This window comes from Prevotella sp. CAG:592, from assembly GCF_000436015.1.
Classification (GTDB): Bacteria; Bacteroidota; Bacteroidia; order Bacteroidales; family Bacteroidaceae; genus Prevotella; species Prevotella pectinovora.
This window is the reverse complement of record NZ_FR892599.1, coordinates 6,125-23,015: the sequence shown is the minus strand read 5'-3', so window position 1 is coordinate 23,015 and position 16,891 is coordinate 6,125. Positions and strand designations below refer to the sequence as shown.

The 16,891-nt window shown below is 49.7% G+C and carries 16 protein-coding genes; 4 read left to right on the top strand and 12 right to left on the bottom strand.

All coding sequences use genetic code 11. The features are described from left to right. Positions 1-56 precede the first annotated feature (56 nt). The 5 genes from QVO99_RS07815 to QVO99_RS07795 form a co-directional block, all read right to left on the bottom strand. A complete protein-coding gene (locus QVO99_RS07815) occupies positions 57-1,292 on the bottom strand; it encodes a dicarboxylate/amino acid:cation symporter (protein ID WP_022317053.1) in 1,236 nt (411 codons plus the stop codon). 73 nt (positions 1,293-1,365) lie between these two features. Then, entirely contained in the window at positions 1,366-2,124 is a 759-nt protein-coding gene (locus QVO99_RS07810; protein WP_022317052.1) for a 4Fe-4S binding protein, read from the bottom strand. Positions 2,125-2,132: 8 nt separating this feature from the next. Beyond that, entirely contained in the window at positions 2,133-2,594 is a 462-nt protein-coding gene (locus tag QVO99_RS07805) for a peroxiredoxin (RefSeq protein WP_022317051.1), read from the bottom strand. Positions 2,595-3,001: 407 nt separating this feature from the next. Further along, complete coding sequence (locus QVO99_RS07800; protein WP_022317050.1) at positions 3,002-3,721, bottom strand: sulfite exporter TauE/SafE family protein; 720 nt, start codon at positions 3,719-3,721, stop codon at positions 3,002-3,004. A gap of 10 nt (positions 3,722-3,731) precedes the next feature. Further along, on the bottom strand, positions 3,732-4,124 hold the full coding sequence (locus QVO99_RS07795; RefSeq protein WP_022317049.1) for a NifB/NifX family molybdenum-iron cluster-binding protein: 393 nt from the start codon (positions 4,122-4,124) through the stop codon (positions 3,732-3,734). Positions 4,125-4,898: 774 nt separating this feature from the next. Here QVO99_RS07795 and QVO99_RS07790 point away from each other — a divergent pair. The 4 genes from QVO99_RS07790 (at position 4,899) to QVO99_RS07775 (ending at position 10,595) form a co-directional block, all read left to right on the top strand. Further along, a complete protein-coding gene (locus QVO99_RS07790) occupies positions 4,899-5,900 on the top strand; it encodes a hypothetical protein (RefSeq protein WP_022317048.1) in 1,002 nt (333 codons plus the stop codon). Between the two features lie 71 nt (positions 5,901-5,971). Further along, positions 5,972-6,820 carry an HmuY family protein gene (locus QVO99_RS07785; RefSeq protein WP_022317047.1) on the top strand — a complete coding sequence of 283 codons (849 nt, stop codon included), beginning with the start codon at positions 5,972-5,974 and terminating at the stop codon, positions 6,818-6,820. 275 nt (positions 6,821-7,095) lie between these two features. Beyond that, positions 7,096-9,045, top strand: coding sequence for a TonB-dependent receptor plug domain-containing protein (locus QVO99_RS07780; RefSeq protein WP_288177058.1), 1,950 nt, complete (start codon positions 7,096-7,098; stop codon positions 9,043-9,045). Positions 9,046-9,089: 44 nt separating this feature from the next. Then, positions 9,090-10,595, top strand: a complete 1,506-nt coding sequence (locus QVO99_RS07775; protein ID WP_288177055.1) for a PepSY-associated TM helix domain-containing protein — start codon at positions 9,090-9,092, stop codon at positions 10,593-10,595. Positions 10,596-10,851: 256 nt separating this feature from the next. On the opposite strand, the gene QVO99_RS07770 is transcribed toward QVO99_RS07775, so the two are convergent. The 7 genes from QVO99_RS07770 to QVO99_RS07735 form a co-directional block, all read right to left on the bottom strand. Continuing rightward, positions 10,852-12,486, bottom strand: a complete 1,635-nt coding sequence (locus QVO99_RS07770) for an ABC-F family ATP-binding cassette domain-containing protein (protein WP_022317044.1) — start codon at positions 12,484-12,486, stop codon at positions 10,852-10,854. Between the two features lie 129 nt (positions 12,487-12,615). Continuing rightward, positions 12,616-13,122 carry an RNA 2',3'-cyclic phosphodiesterase gene (gene thpR / locus QVO99_RS07765; RefSeq protein ID WP_022317043.1) on the bottom strand — a complete coding sequence of 169 codons (507 nt, stop codon included), beginning with the start codon at positions 13,120-13,122 and terminating at the stop codon, positions 12,616-12,618. A 140-nt stretch (positions 13,123-13,262) separates the two neighbouring features. Next, complete coding sequence (locus QVO99_RS07760; RefSeq protein ID WP_288177054.1) at positions 13,263-13,775, bottom strand: methylated-DNA--[protein]-cysteine S-methyltransferase; 513 nt, start codon at positions 13,773-13,775, stop codon at positions 13,263-13,265. A gap of 5 nt (positions 13,776-13,780) precedes the next feature. Next, positions 13,781-14,218 carry a PepSY-like domain-containing protein gene (locus QVO99_RS07755; RefSeq protein ID WP_288177053.1) on the bottom strand — a complete coding sequence of 146 codons (438 nt, stop codon included), beginning with the start codon at positions 14,216-14,218 and terminating at the stop codon, positions 13,781-13,783. A gap of 161 nt (positions 14,219-14,379) precedes the next feature. Beyond that, positions 14,380-15,144 (bottom strand): YaaA family protein, encoded by a 765-nt coding sequence (locus QVO99_RS07750; protein ID WP_022317040.1) that lies wholly within the window; start codon positions 15,142-15,144, stop codon positions 14,380-14,382. A gap of 426 nt (positions 15,145-15,570) precedes the next feature. Beyond that, the gene (locus tag QVO99_RS07740; RefSeq protein ID WP_288177052.1) at positions 15,571-16,344 is read right to left on the bottom strand and encodes an EFR1 family ferrodoxin; all 774 of its coding nucleotides are present in this window, start codon (positions 16,342-16,344) and stop codon (positions 15,571-15,573) included. Positions 16,345-16,526: 182 nt separating this feature from the next. Next, the coding region (locus QVO99_RS07735) for a (deoxy)nucleoside triphosphate pyrophosphohydrolase (RefSeq protein ID WP_288177051.1) at positions 16,527-16,891 on the bottom strand (365 nt) is incomplete at its 5' end.

Genomic DNA, 16,891 nt, shown 5'->3' with positions numbered 1-16,891 from the left:
ATCCTTTTATATTGTAGATTTTATATGTCTTGATAATTTCTGTCTCTTCGTCTGTTCTATCTCTTCATGTCCTTGTCCACCATTGCACATACACAAGAGTCAGACCACACGTTCTCTGCCGTCTCTATCATGTCGATGATGGTATATATCGGCAGGATGATACCCATGATGCCGATTGGCGCATTCACTCCCGACATCAGCGAGAGGGTGAGGAAATAGCAGCCCATTGGCACTCCGGCATTGCCCACTGCCGACAGCACGGAGATGAAGAGCCAGAGAATCATCGTTGTCAGCGGCAGCTCCATTCCGCCGTTCTGCATCAGGAACAGGGAGGTGACGAGGATGAACGCCGCACAGCCATTCATGTTGATAGTGGTGCAGATAGGCAAGACGAAGCGTGACACCTTGCTCGACACTCCCATCCTCTCTTCTGCCGTCTGCATGGTGACAGGCAGCGTGGCAGCCGAACTCTTGGTGAATAGAGCCATCAATACCGCCGGCATCATGCGGCCGAGGGTGCGGAAGGGGTTGATTCCCCTTGCCATCAGGAACAGGGGCAGCACGATGAAGAACTGTATCACGTTGCCACCCAATATCACCGCCACGTATTTTCCGAGCGATGCCATCACGATGCCTGCCGAGAACTGTGCCGAAAGCTGTGCTGCAAATGCCACGATGCCAAGTGGCAAAGCCCATATCAGACCGTGGATGAGCATGAAGAGCAGGTCTTGCAGACCGAACAGTCCCTTCACCACCACCTCCTTCTTGTCATTTTGTGGCATCTTTGCCAATGCAATGCCCACGGCAGCAGCCAGCATGAGGATGGAAAGCACGTTGCCGTCGGCAAACGGTTTCACTATGTTGTTGGGAATCACACCCAATATGTGGTCATAATAAGATGTCTCGCCCAGGTTCTGAGGCACGTCAGCCATACCGCTCTGCACCAGAGCCGCCGGCAGGTTTCCGGGAGCAATGACATTGTAGAGCACCAGTCCCACGGCGGCAGCGGCAAATGTGGTGAGCAACGTGTAAGTGATGGCATGCCTGAAAATCTTTCCCGTGTCGGCCTGATTGCCGAGCGAGGCGAGAGTCGTCATCACCGCCAGGGCTATCGTCGGCACCGCCAGGAGCTGGAACAGACGGGTATATACCGTAGCGATGAAGTTCATCAACCCGTTGAGCCATGCTATGCCCAACATTCCCAATGCTGCACCGACTACCAGTGCACCGATCCAAAGCATCAGCTGCTTTGTCTGCTTCTTGTTGTTTTTTCCTTTTGCTATATTGTTCATGGTGTTATTAGTATTCAGGTTCGTTATAACTTACGCCCTTTCAAATCCTTTGTATTGTATGACCGGCGGTCCGTCATGCGAACAGCTCATTCTTCTTTCTGTCACGGCAGAGCGGTTCGAGATGCGCCACAAGCATGTTGAGGCGTTCCCCGATACCCCTTGCCTGTACCGGACATACAGCTACGCATCGCATGCAGCCGATGCAGAGTCCGTTGTCGTTGCCTCTCAGATTGTCGGGAGAGATAGCTCCGGCAGGACATTCGCTTGCGCAGGTTCCACAGCCCGTGCAGTTGTCGTTTGCTGTGGGGTAGGGACCCTTGCAGCCCTGCTTGTATGGTCGGTTGCCCGGCAGGGAGAGAGGTGCATACTCTCCATCCCCCTTGATCTTGCGGAGTATGTCGGCGGCAAACGAAGCCAGTTCGTTGGCATCTTCGGCATCGGGGCGGCCGGAGCCATACATGCGGCAGATACTGTGTTCGGCGATGGCGGCAATGGCAGCCACCACACGGAATCCCATGCCAGTTGCCACATCCTGCATCTCCACCAGAGCGTCTTCGTAAGCCCTGTTGCCATATACGGCAATGATGACACACCGTGCCCCGTTAGCCTCGATGCCCTTCAGTCTCTCCACAGCCATGGCAGGCACACGGCCGGCATATACGGGCATGGAAATTACCGTCAGGTCGTCGGTGTGGATACCGGGGAGTTTCAGGTTCTCTTTCTTTGTGCAGAGTTCAGTAGTGACACACTCCCCGCCAAGTTCTTTGCACAGCAGTTCGCCCACGCGGCGTGTTCCACCTGTGGGACTGAATGTTATGTTGTGAATTGTCATTCTGGCTCTTATCCTTTTATAGCGTTTAATATCTGCTCAGCATGAATCTTTGTCTTGATTTCCTTTGGAGTGAAGATTTTCTCGATTATTCCGTTTTCGTCAACGAGATATGTGGTGCGCAGTATGCCGATGGTCTTCCTTCCGCATGTCACCTTTTCTCCCCAGCATCCCAGCTCTTGCAGCAGAGTGGTCTCCGTGTCGGCTATCAGCGGGAACTGCAAGCCGTGAGCATCGGCAAACTTCTTCTGCAATGCCTGTTTGTCTTTGCTCACTCCTATGATTTCATATCCGGCGGCTGCCAGTTCCTCTTTGTGTGCCTGCAGCGAACAAGCCTCTGCAGTGCATCCGCTTGTGTTAGCCTTTGGATAGCTGTATATCACCAGTTTCCTGCCGCGATAGTCGCTTGCCTTAATCTCTCGTCCGTCCTGGTCGATGCCGAGGACCTCTGGTATTCTGTCTCCGATATTCATAATGATTTTGATTTATATTATTGTCAGATTTAATCTTATCTTTTTATTATGACATGCAAATATAATAAAATGTATTGATAGCCCGTGATAATATTTTAACCCAAATCAGCAATTAGAGCGTTTATTGTATTTTTTTATATACTGCTTGCAGTCTTTTGTCTTTTATAAGGTGTCTTTTGCTCGTCCTTAATTCGTGATAGCTCGCTATTGCTCATTAAAAAGCCAAACAAAATCACTCTTCTAAAATACCAAAATCCAAGCAGACCCTAACGACCGATTTGGGTTAAATAATTGTTTTGCTGCTAAAGTTGCAAGTCGTGTTGCTGAGATAAAATTTCAGTAGCAGTTCTTTTGCGTTAAATGCATATATATGCTGGGAATCGTGGTACGACCATAGTGAATGGCGGCTATGCCTCCAGCAGGAAAGTCAGTCCGCTGATGCCGATATAGGCATAGATGATGTATTTGAGCAGCGAGCCCGTGATGTGTCTGAACACCCATGCCCCCAACATATTGCCAATCACCACGCCCACGATACCGTAGACATATCCCATTGCCACGGATGTGGTGAAGAATCCGTTGTATGCCCTCGCCATGGTCATCATCAGATTGCCTATGAAGAAGTAAGCCTGTGTCTGGGCGAGATAATGGTCCTTATCGGGTTCGGAATTCACGAAATACAGCACCGCCGGCGGTCCCTGCATGCCGAAGAATCCGCCCATAAGTCCGCTCAGTCCGCCGGCCGTGACCTGCAGCGGCTTGGTGGGCTTTATCTTTATGCGCTTGCTGAAAAACGAGAAGTATATGCTCACGACGATCAGCGTGATGCCGAGCAGGATGTTCAGAATGCTGTATTCCATGCGTTTGAGCATGAATATGGCACCAGCCGACACCACCACGAAAGTAATCAGTATGGGCAGCAGTCTGCTCCATACGATGTATTTGTGTTTCTGTAAGACGATGATGAATGAAGTCGTCATCGCCAGGATGCCGGAGAGAGTCGTCGCCTGTCCGTAAGACGACATTATTGCCGGCAGCATGGTCATGATGAAGATGCCGAAGCCGAAGCCCGTGGTGCGCTGCACGAAGCTCGCCCCGATGCTCAGCAAGAAGATTTCAATAGGCATACTGTCCTCATTATTTTGACGGTATCACGTAAACATGCTCTTCCCCGTGGTTGCCGCAGTCGTGATGGTCGCAAGATTCCGCCGAGTCGGTGAGTTTGCCGTCGAGATATGCTTTCAGCACATCGTTGATGTCGCCTTTGCAGCCGCGTATCACGCTTATTCCATGTGCAGAAAGCTTGTTGAAAGCTCCCATGCCCATATTGCCGGCAAGCATCATCGTGATACCCATCTGCTGCATCACAGAAGCGATGTTCGACTTGCATCCGCAGCCCTGCGGTGAGTCAAGGCGCTCGGTGGAAACCACCTGCTTGTTGTCGTCGATGGTGAATACGGAGTAGTGGTCGCAATGTCCGAAGTGGTCATCCACACGACCTTCGCGTGTGGGAATAGCTAACTTTGTCATGTTTCCTTGTTGTTTAGATTTATTCTGCAAAGGTATAAATCTTATTGTATACCCGCAAGTTTTCAGTGTGATAACCGCCTGCCTGCATCTATATTCTAACCCGTTGGCGGAGTTAATTTAGTGCACACTTATTAATGACCGATTTGAATTAAAATTGGGCACGGTGCTTGCCCAACTGGGGCAACGTGCTTGCCCATCATGGGCAACGTGCTTACCCCTGTTGGGCAGATTTGCTGTCAGACGTCTGCCCAATAAGCTAATGTTGTAACACACATATTCCTGTTTTCAGAATTCTGCCAACGCATGCCATTCCTGCAGTCTGAATTACTCACAGCTGGCATTCCTTTCATCTGACGATTCCTTACATCTGACGATTCCTCACACTTGACAATTCCTTTCATCAGCAAACCATCCAGACAATTGGCTGACAATTGTTGAACAGTCAACAGCCTGACTGTTAGAATGTTACGACGAAAAACCAGATGGTCTGACAGTTTTTTGGCAATTCATGATTTTACTGAGAATCAAGCGATATTTACAACTTTTACTCATATCTGTCAACATAAATTAATTCCGCCAACGAGTTAAACCAAATCGGTAATTATTCCGGATACCGGACTACTGATTATTGTTAGGAAAGTATCGTTTGTATAGAGTATCGGGAAATAAATTACCAATTTTAAGGTATTGCGCAAATTTGGAAGTCCTTGTAATTTTGCAGCCGGAAATTTGATTACCACAGACTAATTATTTAAAGAAACAAAATTGTATTATATGAAGAAATTTTTTACTCTCATTGTAGCCACTTTGATGGCAAGTAGCATGATGGCACAGATGCACGGTGCTATGACTTTCGCAGGAGCCTCGTCGGTTAATGTCCTGACTCAGAACACCGGGAATGCCTGCGATACCGTCAGATTTGAAATGGCAAGCATGAGTGCAGGCAACATCACGCTGCCCGTAATGCAGGGCATGGCAGCCATTCCGTCTTTCACCATCGAGAATGTGGCTTTCAGCAAGGGAGAGAATCATGTGATTAGCATAGCAGAACAGACCTTCACGTCTAAGGTTACGGTGAACGGTGAAGAGAAGAACATCGAAGGCTCATCAATCTCTGGCTCCTATAATATGGCAGACAATTCTCTGACTTTGAAGGCAGTGTTCAAATATGGATCTATGCCCTTCGACCTGACCTATGAAGTCAAGGCATATTATGTGAAACCAGTGGCAAGCGCCATCACGGTTAACGTGGGCGGAACCTTCATCTATGGCAACGACGGAGTGACATACAACGTGCGCAAATACATCGACGGCGACGCTGAGAAAGTGGATGTGGAAATCCCTACTTATACACTCGACAATACTGTGATGGGCAACCTCACCCTCGGCACATACACCGTGAAGGGTCTGACCTACGACGAGGAGAAGGGCGGCTACTATCGCGACTACAAGAACGACGGACTGGAGTTCCACTTCACGGCAGAAAACAATGGCACCAAGACCATGGACGGACAGTATTCGTTCAATGCCGCCAAAGACAACAACATCCTCGTGAAATACGACGGCAACAAAGTGACAGACATCGTAAACGCTTTCCAGATGGGTGCCATGCCTTTCGCTATCGTCACCTCTTTCAATACAGAGGCGTCAGGAATCTCTTCGGCAAAGACTGAAAAGAAGAGCGACGGCAGAATGTATAACCTCAACGGCCAGCTGGTGGGCGAGAGCTACAAAGGTATGGTGATTGTGAATGGAAAGAAATTCATAAAGAAATAAAATACGGCAGATATGGTCTGATGACCGTAAGCGGAAAATACTAGATTCATATATAAAACAATCAATCGCAGATGATGAATTGGAATAAAAGGAATCATCTCAAAACTACCGTTGCAGGATTGGGGCTGATGATGCTCACGGCTTGCAACGGTATTTTTGACGATATCTACGACAAACCGGAAGAAATCGTTCCGGCAAAAGGGCAGATAGTGATGGATGCCACCAGCTGGACAGACTGGTATTATGTAGACCTCGACCGACTGCACCAGCTTGCCACCTCCGGCGACGAGGCAGCGCTGCTGAAGGCGCAGACCGAATTTGAAGCCTACCCGATACCGATGCAGGCCACAGGCGACAGGGTGGACACACCAACGACTGCCGATGAGGGGAAAGACGGAAAGGTCATTGCAACCCAAGGCAAGAAAGCAGGACAGTATATGTATTGGTTTGATGTGTTCGGTGTGGGCATAAAGAACAACACGTTCTCCTTTTTCGAACCGACAGCCGGGCAGACAGCCCCGGAAAGCTGGACCTTTGCCGTGCATCGCAACAATGTGAGGACCAATGGGGGCGCTGTGCTGGAGACCACCTATACGTCGATGGACGAACTGCCGGAGAGCAGTGAGGCATTCCGCAACATGACGTTTACCGAAGACGAATGGAGCGAAAACGCGGTTTGGAACAGTCAGGACCAGATGCTCCAGGGCTATGTGCCGTCGCAGGGAATAGAGGTGAACAAGGTGCTCTCGTCGTGGCTCAGCATGGAGATTCCTCCGATGCCACCATCGTTCAGCCTCAACCGCCATGTGTTTATCCTGCGCCTAAAGAACGGCAGCTATGCGGCGTTGCAGTTGGAAAACTATCTCTCGCCCAGTGGCAAGAAGTGTTATCTCACCATAAACTACAAATATCCGTATTGATTCCGGTATCCGGTATAGATACAGTATCTAGTACGCTATCATGACATTATGCCGGCATCCATATTTATGCCGGTATCACATGGAAGCAGATTCACAACAGAGGTAATCTGGCTTACACAATAAAATATCCTATTCAGGAAATACTCGATAAAGGAAAAATGAAGACGCATATATTATTCTCCATGCTGATGGCAGGTGCCGCATGGCAGCCGGCAGTGGCAGCTGGCATTATAGATGATGTAGTGACGAAAGGCCGGATGGAGAGGAACGGCGGCATGACGGCGACGATGCCGTCGGTGAGCGACTCTTTGGCATACGAGGCATATCTCGACTCCATCAGCCGCAAGTTTGATCTGGGCGAAGTGGTGGTGACAGGCACACGGACTCCGAAGTTTCTGAAAGACACGCCGATACAGACCCGAGTCATCAACTCAAAGGACCTGGCGAAGCTCGATGCCACAAATGTGCAGGACCTCTTGCAGCAGGAACTGCCAGGAGTGGAATTCTCGTATGCCATGAACCAGCAGACACACCTCAACTTTTCTGGTTTCGGCGGACAGGGAGTGCTCTTCCTCGTGGATGGAGAGAGGCTGGCTGGCGAGACCATGGATGATGTGGACTTCACGCGCCTCAACATGGACAATGTGGAGCGTATAGAAATAGTGAAGGGAGCAGCCTCAGCCCTTTATGGCAGCAATGCCACGGGGGGAGTGATAAACATCATCACCAAGCAGAACAAGCAGCCGTGGACGCTGAACGTGAACGCCCGCTATGCCAAGCATAACGAACAGAGATATGGAGCGTCGTTCGGCCTAAACGGCAAGTACTGGAACAACATGCTGACTGCCAACTTCAACCGTATGGACAATTATGATGTGCATAGTGCGGCAGACCCCGTGACGCGTATCATCTCTACCGTATATGGCGACAAGACGCTGAATATAAAAGACCAGTTGGTGTGGGCCCCATCGAAGAATTTCAATCTCACGGGACGCGCCGGATATTTCTTCAGAGAGACAGTAAGGTCGGCAGACCAGCCGGAGCGCTATCGCGACTTCTCCGGCGGACTGCGCATGAACTGGAACATCTCAGACAGTGATGACCTGCAGGCGAGTTATGCCTTCGACCAGTATGACAAGTCAGACTATCAGCGCATCACCCGTCTTGACATCCGCGACTACAGCAATGTGCAGAACTCCTTGCGACTGCTCTACAACCACTCCTTCGACAGGGGAGACGTGCTTACCGTGGGCTCAGACCTGATGCACGACTATCTATATAACACCAATCTGGAAGGGGAGACGAGAAAACAGAACTCATTTGATGTGTTCGCACAATATGACTGGCACATCACATACAAATGGGAGGCTGTGGCAGCACTGCGCTATGATTATTTCTCCGACGGCAGAGACTCCCACGTCACGCCGAAGCTGAACATCTGCTACAAGCCATTATATAATCTTGCCATACGTGCCGGATACGGCATGGGATTCCGTGCGCCGACGCTGAAGGAGAAATACTATAATTTCGACATGTCGGGCATCTGGATAGTGGAAGGCAACGCCAACCTGAAGTCGGAAGTGAGCCACAACTTCAACCTCTCGGCAGAATATACCAAGGGACACTACAATTTCACGGTGTCTATGTATTACAACAAAGTGAAGAACAAGCTTTCCACCTCGGCACCATATTTCAAGTCGCCGACCGACAAGCTGCCTTATCTGCCATATTCCAATCTCGACGACTATAGCGTTTGCGGAGGAGAAATCGGCGCACAGGCGAGATGGAACAACGGACTCGGTGCGCGCTTCACCTATGCATACACCAAGGAACAGCTGGCAAAGGACAAAAAGGGCAACACCATCAACAACCAGTATATACCAGCCCGCGAGCATGCCCTGAATGTAAGAGTGGACTACGACCGTCAGTTCACCAAACACTATGGCATGAACATCGGTCTGCAGGGACGTGTGCTTTCGGGTGTGAAGAATGTGGAATACAAAGACTATTATGATGTGAGCCAGGGAACGGTCTCCGTATCCTATCCTGCCTATACCATCTGGAAACTCTCTCTCTCGCAGCGCATCGGAAAGGCGGTGAAGGTGAATGCCGCATTGGACAATCTCTTCGGATACAAGCCGAAGTATTATTACCTCAACAGTCCGATAACCGACGGAGTGACTTTTCAGGTGGGAATGTCGATAGATATTGATAAATTATTGTAATTTTGCAGACTTGTCGTCTACTTTATTACTCGTCAACTGATAAGATGAAAAAGTCCACTTGGAGAAAACAACATAAATGGTTAGGGCTCGGCATGACGCTGTTCGTGCTGCTGTTCTGTGTGTCTGGCATCCTGCTCAATCATCGTTCTCTGATCAAGAACGTGAACGTGAGCAGGAAATATCTGCCCGGCCGTTATGAATACCATGACTGGAACGGTGGACTGCTCAGAGGAACCACAGATATCGGACACCTCCCACCGTCTGTTTCCGCAGGCACCGCTGACTCGTGCCGCCATCTGCTGATATATGGCAGCGGAGGTATATGGATTACAGATGCAAAAGCCTCATCAGTCAGAGATTTCAACGAGGGACTGCCAGAGGGAGCAGACTACCGTCAGATTAGAAATGTTGTCAGGATAGACAAAAACGCGAATGACACCCATGATAATGCCGGTGATTCCGGAAACGCCATTTTTGCCGTATCTCCTTTCGCCCTCTATCGTTATGGCGTACATGGCGCGTGGCATGAGATAAAGATGCCGTTGGGAGAAGATGAGCGCTTGACTGATGTGGCTTCTCATGGCGACACGCTGGTGGTGCTTAGCCGCTCATTCGTCTACACGTCATTGCCGCCTTATACCACATTCCGCCGCATTGAAATCCGTGAGCCGGAAGGTTACGACGGACGGGCTACGGCTTTCCGTGCGGTGTGGCTCCTGCATAGCGGCGAACTCTTCGGCATGGCTGGACGACTTGTCGTGGATGCCATTGCTATAGTGTTGGCGGTGCTTTGCCTCACGGGAGTCATCTTCTGGTTGAGGCCGAAACGCAAGGCTTTGCTGAAGGCGTCGTTTCAGATACACGACAGGGTGGGGCGATACACCATCGTGCTCACTATATTGGTGGCGCTGACAGGATGGTGTCTGCGTCCGCCGGTGATGATAGCTCTGGTACAGAACAAAATTCCTGCCATCCCCGGAACGGCGCTCAAGAGTCGGAATCCCTGGAATGACAAGCTGCGCATGGTGCGTTTTGATGAGGCTTGCGGCGATTGGCTCTTGTCTGCGTCAGACGGTTTCTATTCGTTGGATATCAAGCGTCGGGCGGCGACTAAAATCAGCGCCGCTCCGCCGGTGAGCGTGATGGGACTGAACGTGTTGCAGAAGGATAAGGACGGAAACTGGTATTGCGGATCCTTCAGCGGACTGTATGTATGGGACAGGCAGCACGCCAAGGCAACAGACTATTTCACTCATGAGCCGGCTCCGGCAGAAGCCGGTCCGCCATTCGGCAAGAAGGCGATAGCTGGCATGAGTCAGCATTTCTGCGCTCCTGTCATAGCGGATTATTACGACGGCACGTCGGTGATTCCCCAGCCCTCAGCTTTAGCCCACCTGCCGATGTCGCTCTGGAATGTCGCTCTTGAGGTGCATAGCGGCAGAATATTCATCGGCAGCATCGCCACATACGTATTCATCTTCGTGATGGGCATCCTCTCCCTATGGTGCCTGTGGTCGGGCTATAGGGTGAGAAGGAGGAAAAGAAAATAATGCATGCAAAAGTCTTGTCGAGCAGCAGTATTTGTTGACTCAATGATTGTCTGTCTTCATTTTGTTTGTTTTTCTGCAAGCTCCATTGGTAAATTCCCATAAATGCTCTATTACATTTTCTGGACCCTTATAGCCGTCATTGTCTTCTTTGTAAGATCGCCATGCCATGCCATGAAGGCTAATTGTCGAAACAGGTCCTTTGTCAATTCCGGATTTATTATATGGAAAGAGTCTTTCACGTTGTCTATGTCACTAATTATTTCTTTTCCAGCTCCTGCAGACTTTCCATCTTCTTTGTCTCGAGGAATTCGTAGATGCCGCAGAGGTGTTCGCGAACGCGGCCATGACCGAATTCGTATACTTTGCTTACAAGGCCGTCGAGGAAGTCGCGGTCGTGGCTTACCACGATGAGGGTGCCGTCGAAGTCCTGAAGGGCTTGCTTGAGCACATCCTTGGTCTTGAGGTCGAGATGGTTGGTGGGCTCATCGAGGATGAGCAGGTTTACGGGCTCCAGCAGGAGCTTGAGGATGGCAAGTCGCGTGCGTTCACCGCCAGAGAGCACTTTCACCTTCTTTGTGGAGTCTTCTCCTCCGAACATGAATGCGCCGAGCAGGTCGCGTATCTTGTTGCGTATTTCGCCTTTTGCCACGTCGTCGATGGTCTGGAATACCGTGAGGTTGCCGTCGAGCAGCGATGCCTGGTTCTGGGCGAAGTAGCCTATCTGCACGTTGTGGCCGAGCTCCAGTTTACCTTCGTTCTGCAACTGTCCCATGATGCATTTCACGAGCGTTGACTTACCCTCGCCGTTGCGTCCCACGAAGGCAATCTTGTCGCCGCGTTCCACTGTGAGATTTACGCCGCTGAAAATCTTCTTGCCGTCGAACGACATTGCCACATCGCTCATCTGTACGGGATAGGAACCGCTGCGCGGGCTTGGCGGGAACTTGAGGCGCAGGTGGCTCGTGTCTTCCTCGTCCACTTCGATGAGTTCCAGCTTCTCGAGCATCTTCACGCGGCTCTGCACCTGGAAAGTCTTTGAGTATGTGCCTTTGAAACGCTCGATGAAATCTTTCGTCTCTGCAATCATCTTCTGCTGCTCTTCGTATTTCTTCATCTGTTGTTCGCGGCGCTCCTTGCGCAGTTCCAGATAGTGGCTGTAGGTGGCTTTGTAGTCGTAGATGCGCCCCATGGTCACCTCTATGGTTCGTGTGGTGATATTGTCAACGAATTTGCGGTCGTGGCTTATCACGACCACGGCTTTGGAACTGTTGATGATGAAGTCTTCGAGCCATCCTATGGATTCTATGTCGAGATGGTTGGTAGGCTCGTCGAGCAGCAGCACGTCGGGCGACTTGAGCAGCAGCTTGGCAAGTTCGATACGCATACGCCATCCTCCGGAGAATTCGCTCGTCGGGCGGTTGAAGTCAGAGCGCTCAAAACCAAGTCCGAGCAGTGTCTTCTCCACGTCCTCTTCGAAGTGAGACATGTCTATGGCGTAGAATTTCTCAGAGAGCGCCGACACTTTTTCTATGAGCTGCATATATTCGTCGCTCTCGTAGTCGGTGCGTGTGGTAAGTTCGTTGTTGATGCGGTCTATTTCAGTCTGTATCTCGTGCAGATGGGCGAAAGCCTGGCAGGTCTCGTCGAACACTGTGCGACCGTCTTCTGTCATCAAGTGCTGAGGCAGATAGGCGATGACGCAGTCCTTCGGTGCCGAAACGCTGCCTCGTGTGGCAGTCCTGACACCAGCGATAATCTTGAGCAGCGTGCTCTTGCCTGCTCCATTTTTTCCCATCAGGGCTATACGGTCCTTCTCGTTTATCTGGAAGGAGATGTCTTTGAATAGGGTGGTGCCGCCGAACTCGACGGTCAGTCCATCAACTGTAATCATGTCTCTTTCTTGTACTTATAATGAAAAACGCTGCAAAAGTAGGCAAAAATATTCATATTCCCACGCAGAACGGCGGAAACATAGGTGGTATTATGGGTTTATATGATGCAAGGATTACAGGTGCAGGCGTCATTCTGTTGCCGTCATCTCAGAATATACCAGTTCTCCATCGATACGTTCGGATTTCATCACGAAAACTCGTTCTATCTTGATGCTTGCCGCCGGCACGTCGATGTCTGTAACGATTTGTGACGGGTGTCGCACCAGGGATATGTGGGGATAGAAAGCCTTGGTGCTGAAAGAAACTCCATGTGCGGTGAGGCGTTCGCGCAGCAGGTTGGCTATAGTCGTGGCAGGTTCGTTCTCTTTCGTGCCACACCAGATGACTCCGGCTTTCGTGGGGAATGATCCAAGTCTGTCCAATGTCAGGGTGAAAGGTTTGAATTCCACTTCGCTCAAAGCCTTTCCGATTTTCTGCAGGTCATATCGTTCGCCTATGAAGACAAGAGTCATATGGAGGTTGCCATAAGGGCAATAGTTTCCGCTGACGCCTCTTGCTTTCAGGGCATCCTGTATACTTACGAGTGCTTTCTTGAACTCGTCGTTGAAACGTATAGCTATGAATATGCGGGCCATAAGTGAGCTAAAGCTATAAGACGCCTTGTGACAGGCAAAAGACTGCAAACAGTTCAGAATAATTCTCCACGTCCCTCCTCGCCATTTCCGCAGCCAGAGTATCTGTTTTTTTTTTGTATTCGCAAAGGTAACATAATTATTTATATTTGCGTCTCTATTCCGAGCAACATTCTCTTTGCCTCCAATCCTCCCGCATAGCCTGTCAGTGAATGGTCGCTGCCTATTACGCGGTGGCAAGGGATTAGGATGCTGATGCTGTTTGCGCCTATGGCTCCTGCTACGGCTCTCACGGCTTTGGGCTTGCCGATGCATTGGGCTATATCCTTATAACTCTTTGTCGCTCCGTACGGAATGTCGAGCAAAGCGTTCCACACTTCATGCTGAAAATCAGTACCCGCCAGGCGTAACTGTATGTCGAAAGCCTTGCGCTTGCCGGCAAAGTATTCGTCGAGTTGTCTTTTGGTCTCTTCCAAGACAGAGGTTGTCTCAGTCTTGAAAGAAGTCTTCATGTTCCTTGTAAGTCTGAGCATGTTGCGCTCTGCAAAAGGGTTGTTGCTCCAATCGCAAAGACATAGTCTGTCAGCGAAAGAAGCCAAGACCAGTCGGCCGCATGGCGAGTCGTAATACTGGATGCATATCCTTACTTCTCCCATGCTTATCATTCAATATCTATCAGTTGGAAGTGCTTGTTGAAGGTCAGGTCCAGTCCGTTCGTCAGTTCCACTTCGTATTCCTTCCTGTTTATTTCAATCTTTCTCACTGATTGTCCTTCATAATTCTCCTTCAGGTAGTTATTTATGGCTTGCGGAATCAGCTGATCGGGCACAATGCCTTGCTTGCAGTCAATCTCAGTGAGATTGCCCCTCTTGTCGAACTCCAGCTTCGTGCCATTCTTCAGAACAACGTCATAGTTTCTGCTGACAACTCCCGATTCAATCGTTGCAAGCATCACCTTCTGACCATTGAAATGATTATTGAGCAAGGTCTGGGCCTTGGCTGGAAGTGCATTTACAGAGATAGGCTTTCCGTTGCCTGCATTCGCCGCCATGTTGCATGACATCATACAACAAATGGCGATCATCAATACTCTTATCATTCTTTTCATAAGCAAAAAAATTAGATAATAAATTAATACCCAAGTTGTGATGAGTGTTTAATCATCTATGAATTAGACGCAGATTATGCCTGAAGGTCTGATACCGTAGAAACAACTATATTCATCGTTATGCAGTACAGGGTGTTCTGCCATAATCTTCTTTACCGGATATTTTCTCTTACGAAATGCGGATTGTTTGCGTCGCCTGATTGCGGAGCGTATTCAAAGCCTTCGTAGCTGAAAGCGGAGAGTTCTTCGGGAGTGACGATGCTGTTGTTCAGAATGAAGCGTAGCATCGCTCCACGGCACGACTTGGCCCATACTGCCTGCATCTTCAGCCTGCCGTCTTTCTGCCGTACATAGAAGAGGGGGTGAACGACCGTCACTTCCTTGCAGACTCTCTTCCAGTCGAACAGATGCTCGTATTCTTCGGTGGAGAGATGCAGGAGGATGCCGTCGTCAGCCTTCACGCTGTCTATTAGCACATCTGTCAGTCGGTCTTTCCAGAACTGATTGATGGGCTTGTCGTTTGTGGCTTCGAGCGTTACACAATGTTCCATGCGATAGGGCACTATGCCGTCCATAGGGCGCAGCAGACCATAGAGAAAACACGTTATCCAAAGATGCTTCTGGGCATACTCCAAAGCCTCGTCGCTCAATGTACAGGCACACAGATGCTTGTATGCCTGACCATTGTAGGCAAGCAGGGCAGGCATCTTCTCGGCTGCCATAAAGTCTTGATAGCGTCTCCAGTTCTCTGCCGCTATCTTCCGGCTGCAATCCAGCTGCCGGGCCAAATCCTCTACGCCCATCCTTGCCATCTCCGCAGCCAGAGTGTCGGCTACGGTCTGGAAGAGTGGGGTGGAGACCGGCTTCCTGTCCGTCTTGTCGAACATTATCTTGGCGTTTGCTAATAATATCTGCATGTTGCCTTATAATTATGATATAATCAGAAACCTTTCTGTTTGAGTTCGTTGTTTTTCTCTCTGTAATGCAAAATTACGATTTTTATATTGATACTGCAACAATTTTATGCAAGCAAATTTCTCTCTCCTCTCGCTTAATCGGATTTTTTTGTATATGTAACCTCTCTTTGCCTCCAATCCTCCCGCATAGCCTGTCAGGGAATGGTCGCTGCCTTCGGTGCGGTGGCAAGGGATGGGTATGTTTTACCAGAATCGGTCATTAAGATTAAGTGTGCACTAAATGAATTCCGCCAACGGGTAGACCTTCTTGAAGTTCTACGATTGAGAAAGGCTTCTCTTCAGACTGTATAGTTTGAAAACTTGTCAGTCAATATCGATTACCTCGAAAAGCCTGTTGCCCCAACCTGATATTCATCCTTTTTCCTTTCAAGCATCCTGCCCCCTTTCTCCGGGATGCACGAACTGCCCATGCTTCATGGTGTGTCTGCCATATTGTATGGCAAAACGGGGGCAGTGGTGCAGGCATCTGAGACACAGCGTGCATTTCTCTTTCGTCCATACAGGATAGCCGTCCTTGCATTCTATGGCTTGTTCCGGACATTGGCTGACGCATTTCCCGCAACCTACACATCTGTCGTTCATCACATGGAAATTCTTCGTCTTGCGCTGGTTCTCGTAAGTGAGATAATACCAATGGGCAAGCCAATGCGGAAAACGCAGACAATCAAAGTTGCCAGCCTTGCGTGCTGCAGCCCTTGCCGTGGTCTTGGCAATGCTCTTTTCGGCTTCTTCCGTTTTTCGCAGGCATTTCTCGTGGTCCGACACATCGAATATCGGAGTCCATACATCCACCATTCTCACATTATACTTCGCATCCAGCCGCAGCCCCTTCTTCTTGAGCAATTCCTGCATCATATAATGAGCCTGCCCGGTAGTGGTGCCGAATGTGAGCACATGATAGATGAAGTTGTGATGGAGCCCCGTGAGAGTCAGTTTGTTGACAAACCTCACGACGATGTCGGGCAGCCCCCAGAAATACACGGGGGTGACAAATCCCACACGTTCATCCTCGCTTAAGGAAAACGAACATTCGTCCTTGCTCATGCAGTCTGTTATCGAAATGCAGCTTTCGCCGGTTGCCTGTGCCAGCCGTTGCGCCACATGCTTGCTGTTGCCTGTACCTGAAAAATAAAATACCATTATTGTCTTGATTTCATTTGAATTCCAAAGATACTGCTTTTTATTGGAACACAAAAATAAAGGCTGGTTTTGTCATGTTTTATATCGGTATTATCTGGCGGCATAAATTCAAAAGAGTCGAAATCGCCGTAGCAGCCGGATAGATATACCGAGATGTCGTGCTCTGTCTGCACGCTTCCAAATCAGCCCTTTATCTTTATCACCACTTCCTCATCTGCTGGCAGCCACTTCACACATCCCAGCTCGTCGCGCGTGAGCCACTTGGCTGCCTCGTGTTCGAGGAGAGTGAGGTTGCCGCTCTTGACCTTGCAGAGGTAGCAATGCATGGTTAGGTTGAAGTTGGGGTAGTCGTAGCAGACTGTGGTGAGGAGGCTTTCCACGGAGATATCCGTTGCCAGCTCCTCTCGTATCTCTCTTTGCAGGGCAGCTTCGGGCGTTTCGCCAGGCTCCATCTTTCCGCCCGGAAACTCCCACCAGTCCTTCCATTCGCCATATCCTCTTTGTGTGGCAAATATGCGGTTGCCGTCGCAGATAACGGCGGCTAACA